The sequence below is a fragment of the Micromonospora taraxaci genome (genome assembly GCF_007830095.1).
GTDB lineage: Bacteria > Actinomycetota > Actinomycetes > Mycobacteriales > Micromonosporaceae > Micromonospora > Micromonospora taraxaci.
In genome coordinates this window covers 5,885,040-5,905,035 of the sequence record NZ_VIWZ01000001.1, presented here as the reverse complement: position 1 = coordinate 5,905,035, position 19,996 = coordinate 5,885,040, and the positions used below count along the sequence as shown (strand labels likewise).

Below are 19,996 nucleotides of genomic sequence, written 5' to 3'. Positions count from 1 at the left end.
GGGTCACGGTGGGGTCGTGATCAGGACCGGGCCGGTGTACGGCGAGCTGCCCACGACGTTGAACGACCGGATGCGGTAGTGGTAGGTCACGCCCCGGGCCAGCCCGGTGTTGGTGAAACCTCTACCGGTCACCGTGAAGGTGGCGACCTCCCGGTCGAACGCCGGGTCGAGGGCCCGCTGCACGATGAACCCGGACCCCTGCCCGGTGGGTGTGCTCGCCGCCCAGGCGAGGATCACCGTCGCGGTGTCCGGGCCGGGCGCGCTGGCGGTGGCGCTCACCCCGGTGGGGGTGCTTGGCGCGGGCGGTGAGGTAACCGTGGCGACCGTCGACCAGGCCGACGCGGCGCCCAGGTAGGTGGTCCGCACCCGGTAGTAGTACGTGGTGTCCGGTGCCACGGTGACGTCCAGGTGGTTGTCGGCGACCCTGATCGCCGTGGTGCCCGGGCCGCTGGTGAACGTGGGGTTCGTTGCCCGCTGCACGTCGATCCCGGTGGCGAACGAGCGGTTCGACCAGCGCAGCGCCACCCGCAGCGGCGCGGCCGGCGGAAGCGCCGCGACCAGGCCGCTCGGCGCGGCCAGGTGCACCGAGGCGGGCACCCCGTTCGACCAGGACGAGTAGCCGACGGCGTTCTCCGCCCGGATCCGGTAGTGGTACGTCACGCCGGGGGTGACAGTCGCGTCGGTGTACCGGGTGGCGGTGGCCGCGACGGTGATCGTGGTGACCTCGCCGCCGAAGGTCGCGTCGGTGGCCCGTTGCAGGAGGTGGCTGGTAGCCGGTGGACGTCCGCCGTTGCCGGTCCAGGCCAGGGCGATCGCGGGTAGCGCGGTGGCCGAGCCGGACACCGGCGTGGCCGTCAGCCCGGTCGGTGCCTTCGGCGCCACCCGCAGCACCAGTGGCCGGGTCATCCCCGCGTCGCGGTGGCCGGCGAGCTGGCTGTGCCAGCGGTACTCCCAACCCAGGTTGACCAGTTGGTTGACCACCATGGCGGGTCGCCCGTCCGCCGGGCTGACCGGGGTCGACCCGGTACGGGCCCCGGCCGGGCGACAGTGGTCGAGCAGTCGGACGCTGTCGCCCAGCTTGAACGGCAGCACCGGGGCGACCGGACGCAACGCCACCACGACGTCCTCCCGGGGGTTGACCCGGACGGTGTCCTTCCAGCCCAGCTCGTTGCCGTGCGGTGGCCGCACCGTGCCGTCCCAGCCGACCCGGTTGACCACCTGCACGTCGCAGCCACCGAAGTGCAGCGGCTCGGTCTGCCGGACGTTGCCACTGATCCGCCAGAGTTGGGTGCCGTCGCCCGGCGCGCCCACCGGCACGGCGGGGTCGGTGGCGAAGAGCACCTCGGTGACCGGGTCGGTGGGGCCCAGCGGCAGCGTCGTCGGGTTGAGCGGCCCGGCGTGCGGGTGCCCGACGCCGAGCCGGCCGGCCAGCCGGCCATGGTCCGGCTCGAACACCTGCTGCGCGGCCTTGACCGTGATCGGCAGTGTGACCGGGCCGGCGCTGCCCGTCGGGGTGAACGTCACGGTGCTGGCGTGCACCGGCACCGTCGTCTCCGACCCGGTACGCGTGCCGAACGCCGCGTCGTAGGCCGGCTGCGGCACGATCGGCGGGCGCTGGCTGGCCGCGTACGCCACTGGCAGCCGCTCGCGCAGCCGTTCCAGGTCGTACGGCTGCACCGGCGCCCCGCTCACCCGGAACTGGAGCAGGGTGCGGGTGTTCGGGCCGTACCCCGGCTCGGTGGGAGGCGGGCCACCCTCGGCGGTGCGGTCCGGCGCGTCGGTGTGCTGGTCGTAGCGGGGGTCGTAGCCGGGCAGCGGCGCCGGTGCGTCGTTGTACAGGATCAGGGTGCTGCCCGGCGGTACGGCGGAGAAGTCGACGAGCACGTCGGCCCGCTCGCCCGGGGCGAGCAGCAGGGTGTGCCCGTCGACGTTCAGCACTGTCGGGTCGAGCCGGTCGTACCGGTAACCGATCGGTCGGTTCGGGAGCACCACAGGTGCGGGCAGCAGCCCGGCCTCGTTGCCGATCTGGACGAACTCGGGCCCGGCCGCACGCGGGTCCGGCACCCCGCCGTCGCGTCCGTCGGTCGGCCAGCCGGGTGGCCGGTCCGCCGCCCGCACGGCGGGCACCATCGGCACCTCACCGGCGTCCGCGTCGGCGAGCGCGCCGTCGGCCGTCCACATCGCCTCGTCGGAGCGGGCGCGGTAGAGCTGGAGGTTCAGGTTGCGGTCCAGGCAGGCGTTGAGGATCCGGAACCGGTACGCGCGCGGTTGCACCTCCAGGTACGGGTAGGCGACGCCGTTGACGAGCGGGGTGTCGCCGTACGCCTCGGGGACCGCCGACGGGTGCGGCAGGTCGGGGCTCAGCGGTGGTTCGTCCGGCGCGTCGACCGGGTCGTGGTGGGGGTTCGGGGCCCAGCCGTCGGTGTGGACGCCGTCCGGGGTGGGCTTGTGCGACCAGGGGCCGTAGTCCCACCGGCCGGTCGGGTTGCGTCCGCCGGACCGGTACGGGTTCTGCCGGGGCTGGTACACGTGTGGGTGCCAGAGGCTGCCCCGGGCGCCCCAGCGTTCCCGGTCCCAGGTCGGGTCCTCGGCGGCGAGCTGGGTGTCGTCCGGCACGAACGTCTTGTCCTCGATCACCAGGGGGAGCTGGTCGGCCGGGAGCACCCCGTCGGCGACGAGCTGGTCCTCGGCCGGGTCGGTGAGCAGGTAGAGGGCGAGCTGCCCACCGTAGACGGTGAGCCGGGCCAGACCGGCGGTGTTGTCGTGCCACCACAGCAGCCGGCCGCTCTGGTCGTTCGGGTAGTAGAGCGTGGTGGCACCCGCGCCCGGTGCCGGCATGTCCGGCACGTGGGTCACGCCCACCCCGGTGGGGTACGGGGTGATCTCCCCGGCCGGGGTGATCCACTGCCCGGGGTTGCCGGCGCTGGTCCAGCCGGTCTGCGCTCCGGCCAGGTGCAGCACCGCCCGGTTCTGCGGATACGGCGCCGGTCCGTCCAGCGGGCCGAGACCGGCACCCGCGATCGTGTCGTCCACCGGCAGGAACAGCTCGCCGGCCCGGCCGGTGGGGAGCTGGTTGATGAACTTCACCCGGACCGGTCGGCCCCGGCGGGCGAGGATCATCGGGCCGAGGTGCCACGGCCGGTCGGGGGGCGCCACGGTGTTGTGGCCCGTCGTGTCGGTGCCCAGGTTGAGCTGCCGGTAGCCGCGCAGCCGGGTGGCCGGCAGGTCCCGGTGCAGCCGCTGCGCGTACTCCTGTAGGCCGATCTCGTAGTAGTCGCAGCCCGGATAGCTGATCGTGTCCGGCGCTGCCACCGGCAGGTGGCTGCCGAGGTCGGTGCGGCAGTGCTGGCCCGGAGCGGGTAGGGGGTCGACGAACTTGCGCAGCCCGGTGCCGGGCACCACCCGCCCGCCGGGATCACGCCTCGGGCGAGGGCTGTGGGCGAAGTTGGGCACCGGGCCGAAGTATCGCGGCACCACGGCCGGGTCCAGGCTCGGGGCCGGGGCGGTCTCCTCGGCGGTACGCGCGGCGGGCACGGACGCCGTCCGTCCGCTGGCGGTGTCGCCCGTGTCGCGGGTCGTCCGCTCGAAGAAGGTGGAGCGGAGTCTGCGGAACATCGCCATGACTCTCCCCGGGGTCGGGGCACGACGTCCGCCACCCCGACGTGGCGAACCTCGGCACTCTGCTGACGGTCGGTGAGGGTTCAACCGCAGCATGCGACTTCGGCGGCCGGATAGGAATTACCCAATCGTCCGTTTCTGGGGGAACGTCGCGCTGGTCAGCCCGGTGCGGGTGGGCCGGGGCGTTCGGGCTGGCACACCGGGCACCAGTAGGTGACCCGTTCACCCAGCTCCTCCTTGCGGATCGCGGTGCCGCAGCGGCGGCAGGGCTGGGCGCGGCGACCGTACACGTAGCTGGTCTGCCCCCGGTGCAGGGAGCCGGTGCTGCTCTGCGTCCACCGGCCACGGTTGGCGGCGAGCAGCCGCTGCGCCAGGGTCACCATGCCGGGCAGGTCCGGTACCGCGTCGACCGGCGTCCACGGCGACACGCCCCGCAGGAACAGCACCTCGCACTTGTAGAGATTGCCCACCCCGGCCAGGTTGCGCTGGTCGAGCAGCGCCTCGCCGATGGTCTGCTCCGGGTGGTCGCCGAGCCGGCGGACGGCCTCGGCCGCATCCCAGTCCGGGCCGAGCAGATCGGGGCCGAGGTGACCGACCAGCCGGTCCTCCTCGGTCGTCGGCACCAGGGCCATCTCGTGCAGGTGGTAGCCGACCGCGACGGCACCGGGGCTGCGCAGCACCACCCGGATCAGGTGTGCGGGCCGTCCGTTCCAGCGTTCCCCCGGTGCGTACGCCCGCCAGGCGCCGTCCATCCTCAGGTGCGAGTGCAGGGTCCAGGGAGCCTCGTCGGGGGCGCTGAGGCGCAGCAGCAGGTGCTTGCCCCGGCTGGCCGACTCGCGCACGGTCCAGCCGGTGAGGTCGGTGGTCGCGAGCTGCGGCACACGAAAGTCACTGCTGGTGATCCGCGCGCCGGCGAGCGCGCGGTGCAGCACGCGCGCGGTGTTCCAGACGGTGTCTCCTTCGGGCACCCTGCCATCCTCCCTCTTTCGAGCAGAATTCGCATGTGTCGCTATTTGTACTCAGGTTCCTCATGATCTCCCGACATGCGAGGGTCAAGGGGTTCTGAGGAGAATGCCCATGACGCGACCGCGTTGTCGTATCCCGTCCGTCGCCCTCGTCGCCACGTCCTCCTTCCTGCTCACCGCCGCGCTCCTACCCACCGTCGGCGGCGTTGCCGACGCCGCGACAGGCAGTCCGCTCGTCCTCGCCGCTGCCGCCCCGAGCGGCGAACGGTGGGACGCCGACCTCTCCGTCGTGGACCGCGACGACGTCAACGTCCGACGTACCGCCGCCGGGCTGCGGCTGCGCGAGACCCGGGCGACCGGACACCGTGCGCGAAGCCCGCACAGCGCCGTCGCCGAAGGGATGCTGCTGACCACCTCCCGCACCCTCGCCCGACCGGCCACCCGGGTCCGCGCCGAGATCGACGCGTCGGTCCCCGGCGGCGCGACAGTGGAGGCGCAGGTCCGCGGCTGGCGCACCCTCGGCTGGACGGAGTGGCAGGCCGCCACCGCCGGCGCGGTCTTCGACAGGTCGGTCACCCGGGTGCAGACCCGGGTGGTGCTCACCGCGACCAACGGCGGTGCCACCGCGACCGTACGCGGCGTGCGGCTCACCGCCGACGCGACAGCCGCCGTGTCCGCCGCCACACCCGGCCGCACCTACCGGGTGTACGCCACCCGCATCGGGCTGGTCGGCGAGGTGACCGCCAACGGCCGTACCGTGCAACCCCGGGACCACTTCGTGGCGCTGCCGTCGCGGCGCGGCCTGTCCCCGCTCAACACCGGCGACTACACAGTGCGGGTCTGCACGACCAACGGCGCCCGCTGCGAGTACGCGCCGGTCTGGGACGTCGGGCCCTGGAACACCCGCGACGACTACTGGAACCCGTCATCGGTACGGGAGAACTGGAAGAACCTGCCGCAGGGCCGGCCCGAGGCGCAGGCCGCGTACCAGTCCGGTTACAACGGTGGGCGGGACCAGTTCGGGCGTACCGTGCTCAACCCGGCCGGCATCGACCTCGCCGACGGCACCTTCTGGGATGGCCTCCAGCTGACCACCAACGCCTGGGTGGACGTCGCCTACCTGTGGACCGGTGGCGGACCACGGGGCGTGGTCGGTGACGGCCCGCTCAACATCCGCTCCGGGGCCGGCACCTCGTACGCCGTGCGGGGCCTCGCCGCCCGACTTGCCCACGTGCCGATCCAGTGCTACGTCACCGGACAGTCGGTGGCCGGCCCGTACCGCACCACCACCCGCTGGAACCGCCTGGCGACCGGGCAGTACGTCAGCCACGCCTACATCTCCAGCGTGTACGGCGGCAGCGTGCCGGTCTGCTGACCCGTGCCCGCCCCGTCGAGTGCTGCGTCAGGGGCGCTCGTCGGGGCGGGCCTGCCGCACCATGTCCTGGTAGCGCGGGTGGCTGGCACCGTAGACGGCGTAGTTGAGTCGGGCGTGCGACAGGCTCAGGTCGCCGTTCGGGCCACCCCGGACCGCATCGGCGTCGGCGTCGGTCTGGCCGTCGTCGGTCCAGAAACAGACCGGGCAGGTCCCCCCGCCGGTCCGTGAGGCGCAGCAGGGACAACCCACGGGAACCACTTGTTCACCCACCGGGGCAGCATTCCACAGTCGAATATCAGCGGGAAACCCGCAGGACGTCACCCGGGTCCACCCGGAGGAGGTCCACCGCCCGCCCGCCGTTGACAGCGACCGCCACCAGATCGGCCGAGTCGACGTACACCACCAGACCGTCGGCCGGGGCGTCGGCGAAGGTCCGGCCCCGCACGGCCGGTCGGGTCGGCTCCGAACCGGGCGACCCGACCCGCAGCGCCGCCGGAAGCGGGTCGAGCAGGCGCGCTGGTGCGGCCAACTGGACGTTGCCGAAATGGTCCACTGTCACCACCTCGGCGGTGAAGCCCTCGTCGTCCACTGTCAGCGTCGGCGTCGGCAGCCGGACCAGGTCCGCCGGATCGACCGGCGGCCCCGCCTCGGCCAGCGGAGCGCCGAGGGCCAGCCGGGCCGCCGCCGGTGCGAAGACGTCCCGTCCGTGGAACGTGCTGGACACCCGCCCGGCCAGCCAGCGCGGCTCGACCAGCTGCACCGCAGCGGTCACCCCGCCGAGAGCGGCGGCGGCGTCCGGCAGCAGCCCGTTGTCCGGGCCGACCAGCAACCCACCGGGGGTGGCCAGCGCGACTCCCCGGCGGGCGGTACCCACCCCCGGGTCGACCACCGCCACGTGCACACCAACGGGCAGGTGCGGCACCGTCTGCGCCAGCACCGCCGCGCCCCGACGCACGTCCGCCGGTGGCACCAGGTGGGTCACGTCGATGACCCGGACGGCCGGCGCGAGCCGGGCGATCACCCCGTGGCAGGCGGCCACGAAGCCGTCGGTGAGGCCGTAGTCGGTGGTCAGGGAGATCCAGGGCGTGGCGGACATGCCCGCAGGCTAACCCTCGACGGCGGTACGTCGTTCCAGGACCAACTCGTCGTGCAGCGGAATGCCGTCCTCGCCCACGAGGGGGATCTCCGGCTTGAGGTGGCGGGCGCGGTCCACCGCTCCCCGGTCCACGTGGACCAGTCGCATGCCGCGTCGCTGGTAGAAGCGCAGCGCCCGCAGGTTGTCGTTCGAGGTGATCAGCCACACCCGGGCGAGGCCCGCCTCGGCGGCGATCGATGTCGCCGCCGCCAGCAGGGCCGTACCGGCACCGGTGCCCGGCACGGCCGCGACGAGGCTGACGACCTCCAAGCCGTCCCCGTCGACGTGGTAAGTCAACGCACCGGCCACCACCGTGTCGCCGTCGACCGCGACCAGAGTCGGCAGCGTACGCACGTCGTGCCGGGTGTCGTGGGCGACCACGTACGGGCCACCCCACTCGCGTTCGTGCAGCGCGTCGACCGCCGCCCGCTCGGTGGGTCGCGCCGGCCGCACCTCCAACCCGTCCACGACCCGACCGCCTTCCGTCCGCGTCTGCCCGCCGGCCCTGCAGCGTACCGGCCGACGGTGGTCGACCGGTGGCTGGCGGAAACGGGACAGCGCGGCGACCGGCCGGCCCCTCGCGCCGTCCGGCGCGGTTGTGCAGACTGCGATGGTGACACTTCGGAGCGTGCCCGCCGTCGGAGCCCTGCTGGTCGTCGTCGCCGTCACCGCTGGTTGCGGCGGTGCCGACGACGCGGGCCCGTCGAGCGCGGCCCCCAGCGTCTCGTCCTTCTCCGCCCCGGCGGCCACCGGACTCCCGAGTGCGCCGACTCCCTCGGCTGCCCCGCCCAGCACCGACGGGGTCGCACCGCCGCCGACCCCAGGATCCGGCGCGCCGTCCGTCCCGCCGCAGGGGCCCACGCAGCGCCGGAAAGCCAGCCCGCCGCCGGTGGTGCTGCCGCAGCGGCCGGCCGGGGCTCCGGGCGCCACGCAGGTGGTCACCGCCTTCAAGGCAGCGGGTCTGAAGGTGCCGCACCCGAAGGACCGCTCGGTCGACTGTGGGCCGGACGGGCTGGGCCTGGGCTGTTCCGAGGTCGTCGCCACCGACGCCGTCACGGTGTACGTGTTCCCCGACGAGACCAGCGCCAGCGACATCGCGGAGACCTGGGGTGGTCAGTCGTACCGGCGTGGAGCGGTGGTGCTCAACTACCTGGCGGCGAAGACCCCGGCCGCCGACCGTCCCCGCTACGAGAAGGTCCTCGACAGCCTCGGCTGAGCGCGGTCAGCCGCGCAGGCGCAGGCCACGGGGGGTGGCCCGGAAACCGGCGGAGGTCAGCGCGTCGCGCAGCGGTGAGGAGTGCACCGCCTCGCCGTCGGCCCGCTCCACCGACATCGCACCCAATGCGCCCGAATGGACGGCGTCGGCGAGCGCCTTGCCGGCCGCGGCGAGGGCGTCCGCGTCGTCGCTGAAGGAGAGCAGCGTCCGGCCGCCGCGTTCCACGTAGAGGACGAGGTCACCGCCGACCTGCACCACCAGCGCACCGGCCTTGCGGCCGGCCCGGTGCCCGGTCGCCGGGGCGGCCCCGTCACCGGAGTCGAGCACCCGGTCCGGCCAGGGCAGCGCCGCGCCGTACGGGTTGGCGGGGTCGGTGGCGGCGAGCACGGTGGCCGGTGTGCCCCGGCCCCGCGCGCCGTCGGTGGAGTCGGCCAACGCGCGGAGCCGGTCCACCGCGCCCGGTACCGCGAACTGCGCCGCGCCCAGCCCTTCGACGAAGTAACCCCGGCGGGCCGCGCCGCGCTCCTCCAGGGCCGACAGCACCGGGTAGACCGCCGAGAAACCGCCGACCACCTGCTCGGCCATCACCGCGCCGCGGGTGACCACCCCGTGCCGTTCCAGCAGGACGTCGGCGAGCGCCGCCGCCCGTCGGGTCGGGTCGACGTCCCGCTCCGGCAGGCGCGACCACCGACCGGCGACGGTCGGCGGGCCACTCCGGGTGGGCAGTGCCACCCGACCCGGACGCCGGTAACGGGTGCGGGGCGCGGACGGCCGCGAGCGGTGTGCACCGCCGGCACCGAGCACCGCGCGCAGCGGAGCGAGGGTGTCGTTGGTGAGGTGCCCGGCCCAGACCAGGTCCCAGATCACTGTGGTCAGCGCGGCGTCGTCGGTCGAGCCGACCCGGTCGGCCAAGGCCCGGAAGAACAGCGCCTGCCCGTCGTCGAGCGCGTCGAGCACCGCGTCGTGCAGCGGGGTACGGGTCAACGCCTCGTCCGGCGGCGGAAGCAGCAGTGGAGCGACGTCCGCGTACGCGAGGGTCACCCAGCCGTCGCCCCCGGAGATCGCACCCGACCCCGCCCACAGCACCTCCCCGCTGGCGCACAGCTCGTCGAGCTGGGCGGGGGAGTAGTCGGCGACCCGACCGGGCAGCACCAGCCGCTCCAGGGCGGACGCCGGCACCGCCGCGCCCTGCAACTGCTCCACCGTCGCGGCGAGCGCCTCCACACCTCGGGCGGAGGAGCCGACCTGCTGCCAGCGGGGCAGGAACGTGGCGAGCGCCCGGGGCGGCACCGGCTCGATCTCCCGGCGCAGCGCCGCGAGTGAACGGCGGCGCAGCATCCGCAGCACCTCGGCGTCGCACCACTGCGCGCCGGCCGAGTCCGGGGTGAACTCCCCGGAGACCACCCGTCCGGTCGCGCCGAGCCGGCGCAACGCCTGCTCGACGACGAACACGCCGAGCCCGAAGCGGGCGGCACAGCTGGCCGCCGCGAACGGCCCATGGGTGCGGGCGTAGCGGGCCACCAGGTCGCCGAGCGGATCGGCCACCGGGGCGAGGTACGCCTCGGCCACCCCGACCGGCAACGCCACGCCGAGAGCGTCGCGCAGCCGGGCGGCGTCCTCGACGCCCACCCAGCGTTGCTCCCCGGCGATCCGGACCCGCAGCACCCGGCGGGTGGCCTCCAGCTCGGTCAGCCAGGCCTCGGGCACCCCCCGCTCGGTCAACTCGGCGTCGCTCAGGTCACCGAGAACCCGCAGCAGCTCGACGACGTCCTCGGCGTCGCGGGGGCGGCGTTGCTCGGTCAGCCACCGCAGCTGCCGATCCGTCTCGGTGAGCACCGCCGGGTCGAGCAGCTCGCGCAGGTCGACCCGACCGAGCAGCTCGCCGAGGAGCGTGGAGTCCAGGGCGAGCGCGGCGGCGCGACGCTCGGCGAGCGGCGCGTCGCCCTCGTAGAGGAACGCGCCGACGTAACCGAAGAGCAGCGAACGGGCGAACGGGGACGGCGCGCTGGTCTCGACCTCGACCAACCGCACCTTGCGGGTGGCCAGGTCACGCATCAGCCCGGCCAGTGCGGGCTGGTCGAAGACGTCCTGGAGGCACTCCCGGGCTGCCTCCAGAGTGACCGGGAAGTCGGCGTACTCGCGGGCGACGTCGAGCAGTTGAGCGGCCCGTTGCCGCTGCTGCCAGAGCGGTTGGCGGCGGCGCGGGTCGCGGCGGGGGAGCAGCAGCGACCGGGCGGCGCACTCCCGGAAACGGGCGGCGAAGAGCGCGGAGGTGCCGACCGACTCCTCCACGAGCTGGGCGATCTCGTCCGGCTCGAAGACCACGATGTCGGCGCCGGGCGGCTCGTCGGCGGTGTCCGGCAGTCGCACCACGATGCCGTCGTCGGAGGGCATCACCTGAGCGTCCACCCCGTACCGTTCAGCCAGCCGGCGGCCCACCGCCAGCGCCCAGGGCCCGTTGACCCGGGCACCGAGGACGCTGTGCACGGCGAGCCGCCAGTCACCCAGCTCGTCACGGAACCGCTCGACCACGATCGTCCGGTCGTCGGGCAGCGAGCGGGTGGCCTCGCGTTGATCACGGAGGTAGGCCATCAGGTTGCCGGCCGCCCACTCGTCCAGGCCGCCGTCGCGCAGCGCGGCCAGCGCCGCCTCGTCGCTCTGTCGCAGCAGGGTGCGCACCCGGGCGCCGATGGCCCGGCCCAGCTCCACCGGTCGGCCCAGCTGGTCGCCCTTCCAGAACGGCATCCGCGCCGCCTGACCGGGGGCGGGCGAGACCAGCACCCGGTCCGGGGTGATCTCCTCGATGCGCCAGGAGGAGGAGCCGAGCAGGAAGACGTCGCCGACCCGCGACTCGTAGACCATCTCCTCGTCCAGCTCACCGACGCGGGCGGCCCGCTCCGCGCCGGCCAGGAACACCCCGAACAGGCCGCGGTCGGGGATGGTGCCGCCGCTGGTCACCGCGAGTCGCTGTGCGCCGGGACGGCCGGTGAGCAGGTCGGTGGCCCGGTCCCACACCAGTCGGGGACGCAGCTCGGCGAACGCGGTGGACGGGTATCGGCCGGAGAGCATGTCCAGAACGGCGTGCAGCGCCGAGTCGGGCAGCTCGGCGAAGGGCGCGGCCCGGCGGACCAGCACGGCCAGGTCGCCGAGCTGCCACGGCTCCAGTGCCACCATCGCCACGATCTGCTGGGCCAGCACGTCCAGGGGATTGCGCGGGTAGTGCAGCTCCTCGATCGCGCCGTCGGTCATCCGCTCGGCGACCACTGCGCAGGACAGCAGGTCGCCGCGGTGCTTCGGGAAGACCACCCCACGGGAGACCGCGCCCACCTGGTGCCCGGCCCGGCCGACCCGTTGCAGACCAGCGGCCACGCTGGGTGGCGCCTCGATCTGCACCACCAGGTCGACAGCGCCCATGTCGATGCCCAGCTCCAGGCTGGAGGTGGCCACGACCGCCGGCAGCTGGCCGGACTTGAGCGCCTCCTCGATGTGCTTGCGCTCCTCCCGGGACACGCTGCCGTGGTGGGCGCGGGCGATCACCGGCGTCGCGCCGGTGGCCGCGCCGGACTGGGCCATTACCTCGGCTGGTGGCCGGTTGCGCACCGGGCCGGCGGGTCCACCCCACCGCTGCGCCCCGGACGCCGGGTCGCGGTCGCCCGCCAGGTCGTCGTCGGCCGACAACCCTTCCGGTACGCCGATAGCGCTCTCGGTCGCCTCTTCGGCGGCGAGCTCGTTGAGCCGGGCGCAGAGGCGTTCGGCGCTGCGGCGGGAGTTGGTGAAGACGATCGTCGACCGATGCTGGCCGATGAGTGTGAAGACCCGTTCCTCGACGGCCGGCCAGATCGAGGCACGTCGTGGCCCGGGGCCGCCGAGGTCGTCCTCCGGTGGCTGCTCCTGCTCGTCGAGGCGGGTCATGTCCTCCACCGGGACCTGAACGCTGACCTCGATGGTCTTCGGGGTGGCCGGCTGCACCACGTCGACCGGACGGGCGCCGCCGAGGAACTGCGCGCAGGCGTCGATCGGCCGGACGGTGGCGGAGAGGCCGATGCGTTGCGCCGGGGCGGGCAGCAGCTCGTCGAGGCGTTCGAGGGAGAGGGCGAGGTGGGCGCCACGCTTGCTGCCGGCCACCGCGTGCACCTCGTCGACGATCACCGTCTGAACGCCCCGCAGCGAGTCGCGAGCTGCGGACGTGAGCAGCAGGAACAGCGACTCGGGTGTGGTGATGAGGATGTCCGGTGGGGTGCGGGCGAAGGCTCGTCGCTCGTCCGCCGGCGTGTCGCCGGTGCGCATGCCAACGGTGATGTCGGGTGGTGCGATGCCCAGCCGGGTCGCCGCCTGCCGGATCCCGGCGAGGGGGGCGCGCAGGTTGCGTTCCACGTCGACGGCCAGCGCCTTGAGCGGGCTGACGTAGAGCACGCGGCACCGCTGGCGGGCCTCGGCCGGTGCCGGCTCGCGGGACAGCCGGTCCAGTGACCAGAGGAAGGCCGCGAGCGTCTTGCCCGAGCCGGTGGGCGCCACCACGAGGGCGTTGCGCCCGGCGGCGACGGACCGCCAGGCGCCGGTCTGGGCGGCAGTGGGCGCGGCGAAGGCCGCGTCGAACCAGGCACGGGTGGCCGGACCGAACCCGGCGAGCACCGTGCCGGCGTCTGCGTCTGCCCCGGTCACCGGTCCATCGTGCCCCGCCGGTACGACATCCACGAGCGACCCGACGCGGAATGTGCCCGACTAAGGTAAAAAGCGTGGAACGTGCGCTTAATACGTTAAGTCTCACTTAACTGCTTGCTTCTAAGGAGCAACATAAAGTAACTTCACTCGCAACGCGAACCGGGGTGAGGGGATTTGATGGCCGGCGAGCAGCGCACCGTCGAACCGGGCACCGACGTGCTGATTCGCAAGGTTGACAGCCATCTTGCCGCGCTCCGTGGCGGTCTGCACGGCCCCGAGCTGGAGCTCGCCGAACGCCTCGCCCGCTGCCTACGGGAGCTGGTCCGCTGCACCGCCCAGGCGAGCGCCGCCGATCGCGGCCAGGTCCGCGTCGCCGTCCACTACTTCGTGCTGCGTCGGGAGAGCCGTGGTCGATTGCTCTCGGTGCGGTCGCTGGCCGCGGCGGAGCGGGTCGTCGACCGGGTCGCCCGCCAACTCGGCCGCCTGGACCTGCTGGCCGAGCTTCACCGCGACTGCCCCGCCCCGGACGACACCAAGCCGCTCAACAACGCCCTCCTGTACTGACCCCCGACCCCTCCCACCGTCGGGTCGATCATGGAGTTGTGGTGGGTGACAAAGCCTCTCTTTCTCCATCGAAACGGGCACCACGGCTCCATGATCGACGCGGAGCGGGGTGGGTGGACTGCGGACGAATTCCGGCAAAACCGCCCGAAGGGCGAGGAACTGTCGTCTGATCGCTGCTAGGCGCCACCGCTGCACGGGCGTCGGCCACCTCGATCGGGAGCGCAGGTGCTGGTACTGCTCGTCCTCCACCTCGCGGCGGCTCTCGCCGCACCGCTGCTCGTCCGGTGGTGGGGTTCCAGCGCGTGCTATCCGCTGGCGCTGGCGCCGGCCGCCGCGTTCTGCTGGGCGGTGGCCCGCACCCCGGATGTCGCCGACGGCGGGGCGGTGGTCGAGACGTACCCGTGGATCCAGCAGTTGGGTCTGGACATCGCGCTACGTCTCACCACGCTGTCCTGGCTGATGACACTGCTGATCGGCGGCGTCGGCGCGCTGGTCCTGGTCTACAGCGCCCGCTACTTCAGCGCGGGCTCCGCCGGGATGGCGCAGTTCGCCGGCGTCCTGGTGGCCTTCGCCGGCGCGATGCTCGTCCTGGTCTTCGCCGACGACCTGCTGCTGCTCTACGTCGGTTGGGAGCTGACCACGATCTTCTCGTACCTGCTGATCGGGCACAGCACCGAACGGCGGTCCAGCCGGTGGGCGGCTGCGCAGGCGTTGACGGTCACCACGCTGGGTGGGCTCGCCATGCTGGTCGGGTTCATCATGCTGGGCGAGCACGCCGGCACCTACCGGTGGTCGGAGATCACCTCCCACGCACTGCCCGGCGGCGGGTACCTGGTCGGGGCCGTGCTGCTGATCCTGACCGGCGCGCTGTCCAAGTCGGCGGTACTGCCGTTCAACTCCTGGCTACCGGTCGCGATGGCGGCCCCCACGCCGGTCAGCGCGTACCTGCACGCCGCCGCGATGGTCAAGGGCGGTGTCTACCTGGTCGGGCTGCTCGCGCCGGTGCTCGCCACGGTCGGCCCGTGGCGGCCGGTGGTGCAGGTCGCTGGCGTGGCGACAATGCTCGTCGGCGGTTGGGCGGCGCTGCGGCAGACCGATCTGAAGCTGCTGCTGGCGTACGGGACGGTCAGCCAGCTCGGGCTGCTGATCGCGGTCACCGGGTCGGGCACCCCGGACGCGGCCCTGGCCGGCGCGGCGATGCTGCTGGCGCACGCGCTGTTCAAGGCGGCGCTGTTCCTGGTCGTCGGCATCATCGACCACGGCGCCGGCACCCGTGACCTGCGCGAGTTGACCGGGCTGCGACGCTGGTCCCGGCCGCTGTTCGTGGTAGCGGTGCTGGCTGCGGCGTCGATGGCCGGTGTGCCGCCGCTGGTCGGCTTCGTGTCCAAGGAGGCGGTGTTCGCGGCGTTCACCGATCAGCCGGTGCTCCTCACCGGTCTGGTCGCCGGGACGGTGCTCACCGTCGCGTACAGCGCACGCTTCCTCTGGGGCGCGTTCGCCGACCGGCCGGGCGTGGAGCCGGTCCGACCGGGACCGGTCGCCGCGTCGATGCTGGTCCCGCCGGCGGTGCTCGCCGGGGTGGGTCTGCTCGCCGGTCCGGCCGCGAGCGTGCTGGACGACCTGCTGCGTCCCTACGCCGATCTGCTCGGTGGGGTGGACGCGCACCTGGCGCTCTGGTCCGGGCCGACGCCGGCGCTCGGTCTGTCAGTGGTGGCGCTCGTCGGTGGTGGCCTGCTCTTCGCCCTGCGCGGGCCGTTCGCCCCCGTGCTGGCCCGGCTGCGCGCGCCGGTCAGCGGCAACCAGGGGTACGAGTGGACCGTGGGCCGGTTCGACCGGCTGGCCATCGAGGTCACCGGCGCGACCCAGCGTGGCTCCCTGCCGCAGTATCTGGGCATCATCCTGGTCGCCCTGGTGCTGGTGCCCGGTACGGCGATGCTCTCCGCCGGCCCGTGGCGGGCGCGGATCCCGCTCTGGGACAGCCCGCTGCAACCGGTGGTGGTCGTGGTGATCGCGGTCGCCGCGGTGCTGGCGGTGGGGGCCCGTCGCCGCCTGACCGCGATGCTGCTGGTGGGGATGACCGGCTACGGCACCGCGATGCTGTTCGTCCTGCACGGGGCGCCCGACCTGGCGCTCACCCAGTTCCTGGTGGAGACCGCGACGATCGCGGTCTTCGTGCTGGTGCTGCGTCGGCTGCCGGAGCGGTTCTCGGCCCGCCCGTTGCGCCGCACCCGCTGGATCCGTCGGGTGATCGGGGTGGCGGTGGGTGTGGTGGCCGCCGGGCTGGCCCTCACCGCCGCCGGTGCCCGCCGGGCACCGGACATCTCCGCTGCCTTCCCGGACCTGGCGGTGGTCCAGGGGTACGGCCGCAACGTGGTCAACGTGACCCTTGTCGACATTCGGGCCTGGGACACCATGGGGGAGTTGGCGGTGCTGGTGGTGGCCGCGACCGGGGTGGCCAGCCTGATTTTCGAGCGGTCCCGCACCGGGCCGCGACCGCGCCGCCCGGAGTCGGACCAGCGGCTGAGCGAGTCCGGCCGATCGGTGTGGCTGCGCGGTGGCCCCACCCTCTACGAGGAGCGCCGCTCGATCGTGCTGGAGGTGGTCATCCGGCTGATCTTCCACACCGTTGTGCTGTTCTCCCTCTTCCTGCTCTTCTCCGGGCACAACGCGCCGGGCGGTGGTTTCGCCGGCGGTCTGGTGGCGGGTCTCGCCCTGGTGGTGCGCTATCTGGCCGGTGGCCGGTACGAGCTGACCGAGGCTGCTCCGATCGGCGCCGGCCCGATCCTCGGTTTCGGGCTGGCCGTGTCGGCCGGCAGTGGGGTGGTGGCGTTGCTGGCCGGTGGCGCGGTGCTGGAGAGCGCCAAGCTCGACCAGGCCCTGCCGCTGATCGGCGACACCCACCTGGTGACGTCGCTCTTCTTCGACATCGGCGTGTACCTGGTCGTGATCGGGTTGGTGCTGGACATCCTGCGCAGCCTCGGCGCGGAGGTGGACCGGCACATCGAGGCCACCGGGGAGGCACCCGGTGGCCTGGCCGTCGACAAGGGGGACCGGCCGTGAGCGCGAGGAGTGAGCCGGTGTTGCGAGCCCCGCAGTCGCGAACAAAGGTGGCACGGTGAGCGCGAGGAGTGAGCCGGTGTTGCGAGCCCCGCAGTCGCGAACAGGGGTGGCACGGTGAGCGCGAGGAGTGAGCCGGTGTTGCGAGCCCCGCAGTCGCGAACAAAGGTGGCACGGCCATGACCGCGAGCGACGCTGGGCCGACGTTGGTGCTGGTGCTGGCCGTCGCGGTGCTGTTCGGGTGCGGGGTGATCCTGTTGTTGGAGCGCAGCCTGACCCGGATCCTGCTGGGTGTGATCCTGCTCGGCAACGGGGTGAACCTGTTGATCCTGCTGGGTGGGCGGTCGGGCGGGGCGCCGATCGTCGGCACCGGGCCGGTGGATCGGATGAGCGATCCGCTGCCGCAGGCGATGGTGTTGACCTCCATCGTGATCACCTTCGGGTTCACCGCGTTCCTGCTCGCTGTGGCGTACCGGAGTTGGTATCTCTCCGGTGACGACGAGGTGCCCGACGACCTGGAGGATCGGCAGATCATTCGCCGGGCCGGGCGCAACGAGGTGGGTGCCGTCGACCACGGCGGCGAGGGGCCGAACGGTGACCCGGAGCAGGTCGATCCGGAGCCTGCCCGTCGTCGGCTGCGGCGCGGGGACGAGGCGTGATGGGCGCGTTGGTGCCGTTGCCGGTGGTGGTGCCGCTGTTCGGTGCGGCGTTGACACTGCTGCTGGCCGGGTGGCCCCGAATTCAGCGCGCGATCAGTGTGCTCTGCCTCGGCGGCACGCTCGTGGTGGCGTTGTTGTTGCTGATCCAGGCGTACCGGCACGGGCCGGTGGTGGTGGCGGTTGGCGGTTGGCCGGCACCGGTCGGCATCGTGCTGGTCGCCGACCAGTTGGCAGCGCTGATGGTGGTGGTGTCGTCGGCGGTGACCCTCTGCGTGCTGCTGTACTCGATCGGTCAGGGTCGCAGTGAGACGAGCGAGTCCACGCCGGTGTCGATCTTCCACCCGACGTACCTGGTGCTCACCGCGGGCGTGACCAACGCGTTCCTGGCCGGTGACCTGTTCAACCTCTTCGTCGGCTTCGAGATCCTGCTGGCCGCGAGCTTCGTGCTGATCACGTTGGGCGGCACCGAGACCCGGATCCGGACCGGGTCGACGTACGTGGTGGTCAGCATCCTCTCCTCGATGATGTTCCTGACGGCGGTGGGCCTGGTGTACGCGGCCACCGGCACGCTCAACCTCGCCCAGCTCGCCCACCGCCTCGACGACCTGCCCGACGGGGTCCGGCTGGCCCTGGAGTTGACGTTGCTGCTGGCCTTCGCGATCAAGGCAGCGGTCTTCCCGTTGTCGGCCTGGCTGCCGGACAGCTACCCCACCGCGCCGGCCCCGGTCACCGCCGTCTTCGCGGGTCTGCTCACCAAGGTGGGCGTGTACGCGATCATCCGCACCGAGACGTTGCTGTTCCCCGGTGGGCAGGCGGACACGCTGCTGATGGTCGTCGCCGGGCTGACCATGGTGGTCGGCATCCTCGGTGCGGTGGCCCAGTCCGACCTGAAGCGGCTCTTCTCGTTCACCCTGGTCAGCCACATCGGTTACATGATCTTCGGGGTGGCGTTGAGCACCGCCGCCGGGCTCTCCGGCGCGATCTTCTACGTGGTGCACCACATCACCATCCAGACCACGCTGTTCCTGGTCGCCGGTCTGGTCGAGGAGCGCGCCGGCAGCACCGACCTGCGCCGGATCGGCGGGCTGGCCCGGGTGGCTCCGCTGCTCGGTGTGCTGTTCTTCGTCCCCGCCATGAACCTCGCCGGGGTGCCGCCGTTCTCCGGGTTCCTCGGCAAGCTCGGTCTGCTCCAGGCCGGGGTGGCGGCCGGTGGGCCGCTGCCCGGGGTGCTGGTGGCCGCCGGCACCGTGACCAGCCTGCTCACCCTCTACGTGGCGTCCCGGGTGTGGAACATCGCCTTTTGGCGCGCGCCCCGGCTGGCCACCGGTGAGCCCGTCGTCCAGCTGCCGAAGCTGATGGTCGGGGCCACCGTGGCCCTGGTCGCCCTCGGGCTGGCGTTGACAGTGCTGGCCGGTCCGCTCTTCGACGTCACCGCCGACGCGGCGGCCGACCTGCGCCTGCGTACCCCGTACGTGCGTGCCGTGCTCCCCGGCGGTGAGCCGTGACCGGCTCCACCGGGGCCGGCCCGGACGCCTCTGGCCCGAGGGTGTCCGGACGCGGCCGGCTCGGGCGCTGGCGGGACCAGGTGGTGGCGCTCGGGTGGTTGGTGCTGGTCTGGAACCTGCTCTGGGGGGACGTCAACTGGGCGAACCTGGTCGGCGGCCTGCTGGTGGGCGGCGCGGTGCTGGTCTTCTACCCGCTGCCGGCGGTGAGCTTCGGTGGCCGGCTGCGGCCGGGCGCGCTGCTGGTGTTCGCCGGCCGGTTCGTCGTCGAGCTGGTCACCGCGAGCCTGCACGTCGCCCGGATCGCCGTGCAGCCCGGCTACCGGCCGCGTGGGGCGATCATCGGGGTCCGGTTGCGGGTGTCCAGCGACCTGAACCTGGCGCTCACCGCGGAGGCGGTCTCGCTGGTGCCGGGCACGCTGATCCTCGAAGTGGACCGGGACGCCGGCACGCTCTACCTGCACGTGCTGGACACCCACCGGCCGGCGGACCTGGACGTGGCCCGGGAACGCACCCTCACCATCGAACGACGGATCATCCGCGCGGTGGGCTCCGCCGCCGAACTGCGCCTCGTCGAGACCGGTTCATCCGAGAAGGGAACCCGCCCGTGACCACGTTCCTGGCCGTCGTCCTCACCGCTCTGTTGTCGGTGACGGCGGTGCTCGCGCTGCTTCGCCTCTACCGCGGCCCGTCCCTGGTGGACCGGGTGATCGCCGCGGACATGCTGCTGGCCACGATGGTCGGCGCGGTGGGCGCCGAGGCGGCGGTCAACCGGCACGCCACCACACTGCCGGTGCTCGTCGTGCTCTCCCTGCTCGGTTTCGTGGGCTCGGTGTCGCTGGTCCGCTTCGCGGTCCGGGAGCAGCGGTGATCGCGACGATCGCGGACTGGCTCGGCGCGTTCTGCCTGGTGGCCGGCGCGTTGCTCGGCCTGGCCGCCGCGATCGGTGTGCTGCGCTTCCCGGACGCGCTGTCCCGGATGCACGCGGCCACCAAGCCGCAGGTGCTCGGGGTGCTCCTGTTGCTGCTGGGCATCGGGTTGCGGCTGCGGTCACCGGCGGATCTGGGCATGATCCTGCTGGTGGCGGTCTTCCAGTTGGCGACCGCGCCGGTGGCGGCCCAGATGATCGGGCGTGCCGCGTACCGGTCGGGGCGGCTCGACCGCAGTCTCCTCGACGCCGACGAGCTGGCCGACCGGTGACCTGACCCGGCCGCCCGGACCCAGCCGGCGGTGTGGTCACCAG

General features: G+C 73.1%; 15 protein-coding genes. 9 read left to right on the top strand and 6 right to left on the bottom strand.

The genetic code is table 11. The annotated features are described in order from the left end of the window. Window positions 1-3: 3 nt before the first annotated feature. Together FHU34_RS26700 and FHU34_RS26695 are read right to left on the bottom strand one after the other, a co-directional pair. Window positions 4-3,621: a hypothetical protein gene (locus FHU34_RS26700; RefSeq protein WP_145784974.1), complete on the bottom strand. Its 3,618-nt coding sequence runs from the start codon at window positions 3,619-3,621 to the stop codon at window positions 4-6. Window positions 3,622-3,776: 155 nt separating this feature from the next. Further along, window positions 3,777-4,586, bottom strand: coding sequence for a DNA-formamidopyrimidine glycosylase family protein (locus FHU34_RS26695; RefSeq protein WP_145784973.1), 810 nt, complete (start codon window positions 4,584-4,586; stop codon window positions 3,777-3,779). Window positions 4,587-4,695: 109 nt separating this feature from the next. On the opposite strand from FHU34_RS26695, the gene FHU34_RS26690 reads away from it, so the two are divergent. Then, a complete protein-coding gene (locus FHU34_RS26690; protein WP_145784972.1) occupies window positions 4,696-5,958 on the top strand; it encodes a hypothetical protein in 1,263 nt (420 codons plus the stop codon). Window positions 5,959-5,985: 27 nt separating this feature from the next. Here the strand turns inward: FHU34_RS26690 and FHU34_RS26685 are convergent, their stop codons facing one another. The 3 genes from FHU34_RS26685 to FHU34_RS33435 are packed head-to-tail and all read right to left on the bottom strand — an operon-like array spanning window position 5,986 to window position 7,561. Beyond that, window positions 5,986-6,228 (bottom strand): CPCC family cysteine-rich protein, encoded by a 243-nt coding sequence (locus FHU34_RS26685; RefSeq protein WP_088946738.1) that lies wholly within the window; start codon window positions 6,226-6,228, stop codon window positions 5,986-5,988. Window positions 6,229-6,253: 25 nt separating this feature from the next. Then, entirely contained in the window at window positions 6,254-7,054 is an 801-nt protein-coding gene (locus FHU34_RS26680; RefSeq protein ID WP_145784971.1) for an SAM hydrolase/SAM-dependent halogenase family protein, read from the bottom strand. A 9-nt stretch (window positions 7,055-7,063) separates the two neighbouring features. Further along, window positions 7,064-7,561: a GNAT family N-acetyltransferase gene (locus tag FHU34_RS33435; protein WP_208745083.1), complete on the bottom strand. Its 498-nt coding sequence runs from the start codon at window positions 7,559-7,561 to the stop codon at window positions 7,064-7,066. A gap of 160 nt (window positions 7,562-7,721) precedes the next feature. Between FHU34_RS33435 and FHU34_RS33430 the strand changes: the two genes are divergently transcribed. Then, window positions 7,722-8,309 (top strand): hypothetical protein, encoded by a 588-nt coding sequence (locus tag FHU34_RS33430; RefSeq protein ID WP_208745082.1) that lies wholly within the window; start codon window positions 7,722-7,724, stop codon window positions 8,307-8,309. 6 nt (window positions 8,310-8,315) lie between these two features. Here FHU34_RS33430 and FHU34_RS26670 read toward each other — a convergent pair whose 3' ends face one another. Beyond that, window positions 8,316-12,971, bottom strand: coding sequence for an ATP-dependent helicase (locus FHU34_RS26670; RefSeq protein ID WP_145784969.1), 4,656 nt, complete (start codon window positions 12,969-12,971; stop codon window positions 8,316-8,318). Between the two features lie 177 nt (window positions 12,972-13,148). Between FHU34_RS26670 and FHU34_RS26665 the strand changes: the two genes are divergently transcribed. From FHU34_RS26665 to mnhG, 7 genes are all read left to right on the top strand, one after another. Then, window positions 13,149-13,535 (top strand): hypothetical protein, encoded by a 387-nt coding sequence (locus FHU34_RS26665; RefSeq protein ID WP_145784968.1) that lies wholly within the window; start codon window positions 13,149-13,151, stop codon window positions 13,533-13,535. Between the two features lie 225 nt (window positions 13,536-13,760). Next, a complete protein-coding gene (locus FHU34_RS26660; RefSeq protein WP_145784967.1) occupies window positions 13,761-16,595 on the top strand; it encodes a Na+/H+ antiporter subunit A in 2,835 nt (944 codons plus the stop codon). A 176-nt stretch (window positions 16,596-16,771) separates the two neighbouring features. After that, a complete protein-coding gene (locus FHU34_RS26655; protein WP_145784966.1) occupies window positions 16,772-17,251 on the top strand; it encodes a Na(+)/H(+) antiporter subunit C in 480 nt (159 codons plus the stop codon). Next, window positions 17,251-18,756 carry a Na+/H+ antiporter subunit D gene (locus FHU34_RS26650; RefSeq protein WP_145784965.1) on the top strand — a complete coding sequence of 502 codons (1,506 nt, stop codon included), beginning with the start codon at window positions 17,251-17,253 and terminating at the stop codon, window positions 18,754-18,756. The genes FHU34_RS26655 and FHU34_RS26650 overlap by 1 nt, the downstream gene beginning before the upstream one ends. Next, complete coding sequence (locus FHU34_RS26645) at window positions 18,753-19,364, top strand: Na+/H+ antiporter subunit E (protein ID WP_145784964.1); 612 nt, start codon at window positions 18,753-18,755, stop codon at window positions 19,362-19,364. The genes FHU34_RS26650 and FHU34_RS26645 overlap by 4 nt, the downstream gene beginning before the upstream one ends. After that, the gene (locus tag FHU34_RS26640; protein ID WP_145784963.1) at window positions 19,361-19,624 is read left to right on the top strand and encodes an MrpF/PhaF family protein; all 264 of its coding nucleotides are present in this window, start codon (window positions 19,361-19,363) and stop codon (window positions 19,622-19,624) included. Before FHU34_RS26645 ends, FHU34_RS26640 begins: the two co-directional genes overlap by 4 nt. Beyond that, entirely contained in the window at window positions 19,624-19,953 is a 330-nt protein-coding gene (mnhG, locus tag FHU34_RS26635; RefSeq protein WP_088991858.1) for a monovalent cation/H(+) antiporter subunit G, read from the top strand. Before FHU34_RS26640 ends, mnhG begins: the two co-directional genes overlap by 1 nt. Window positions 19,954-19,996: the final 43 nt, after the last annotated feature.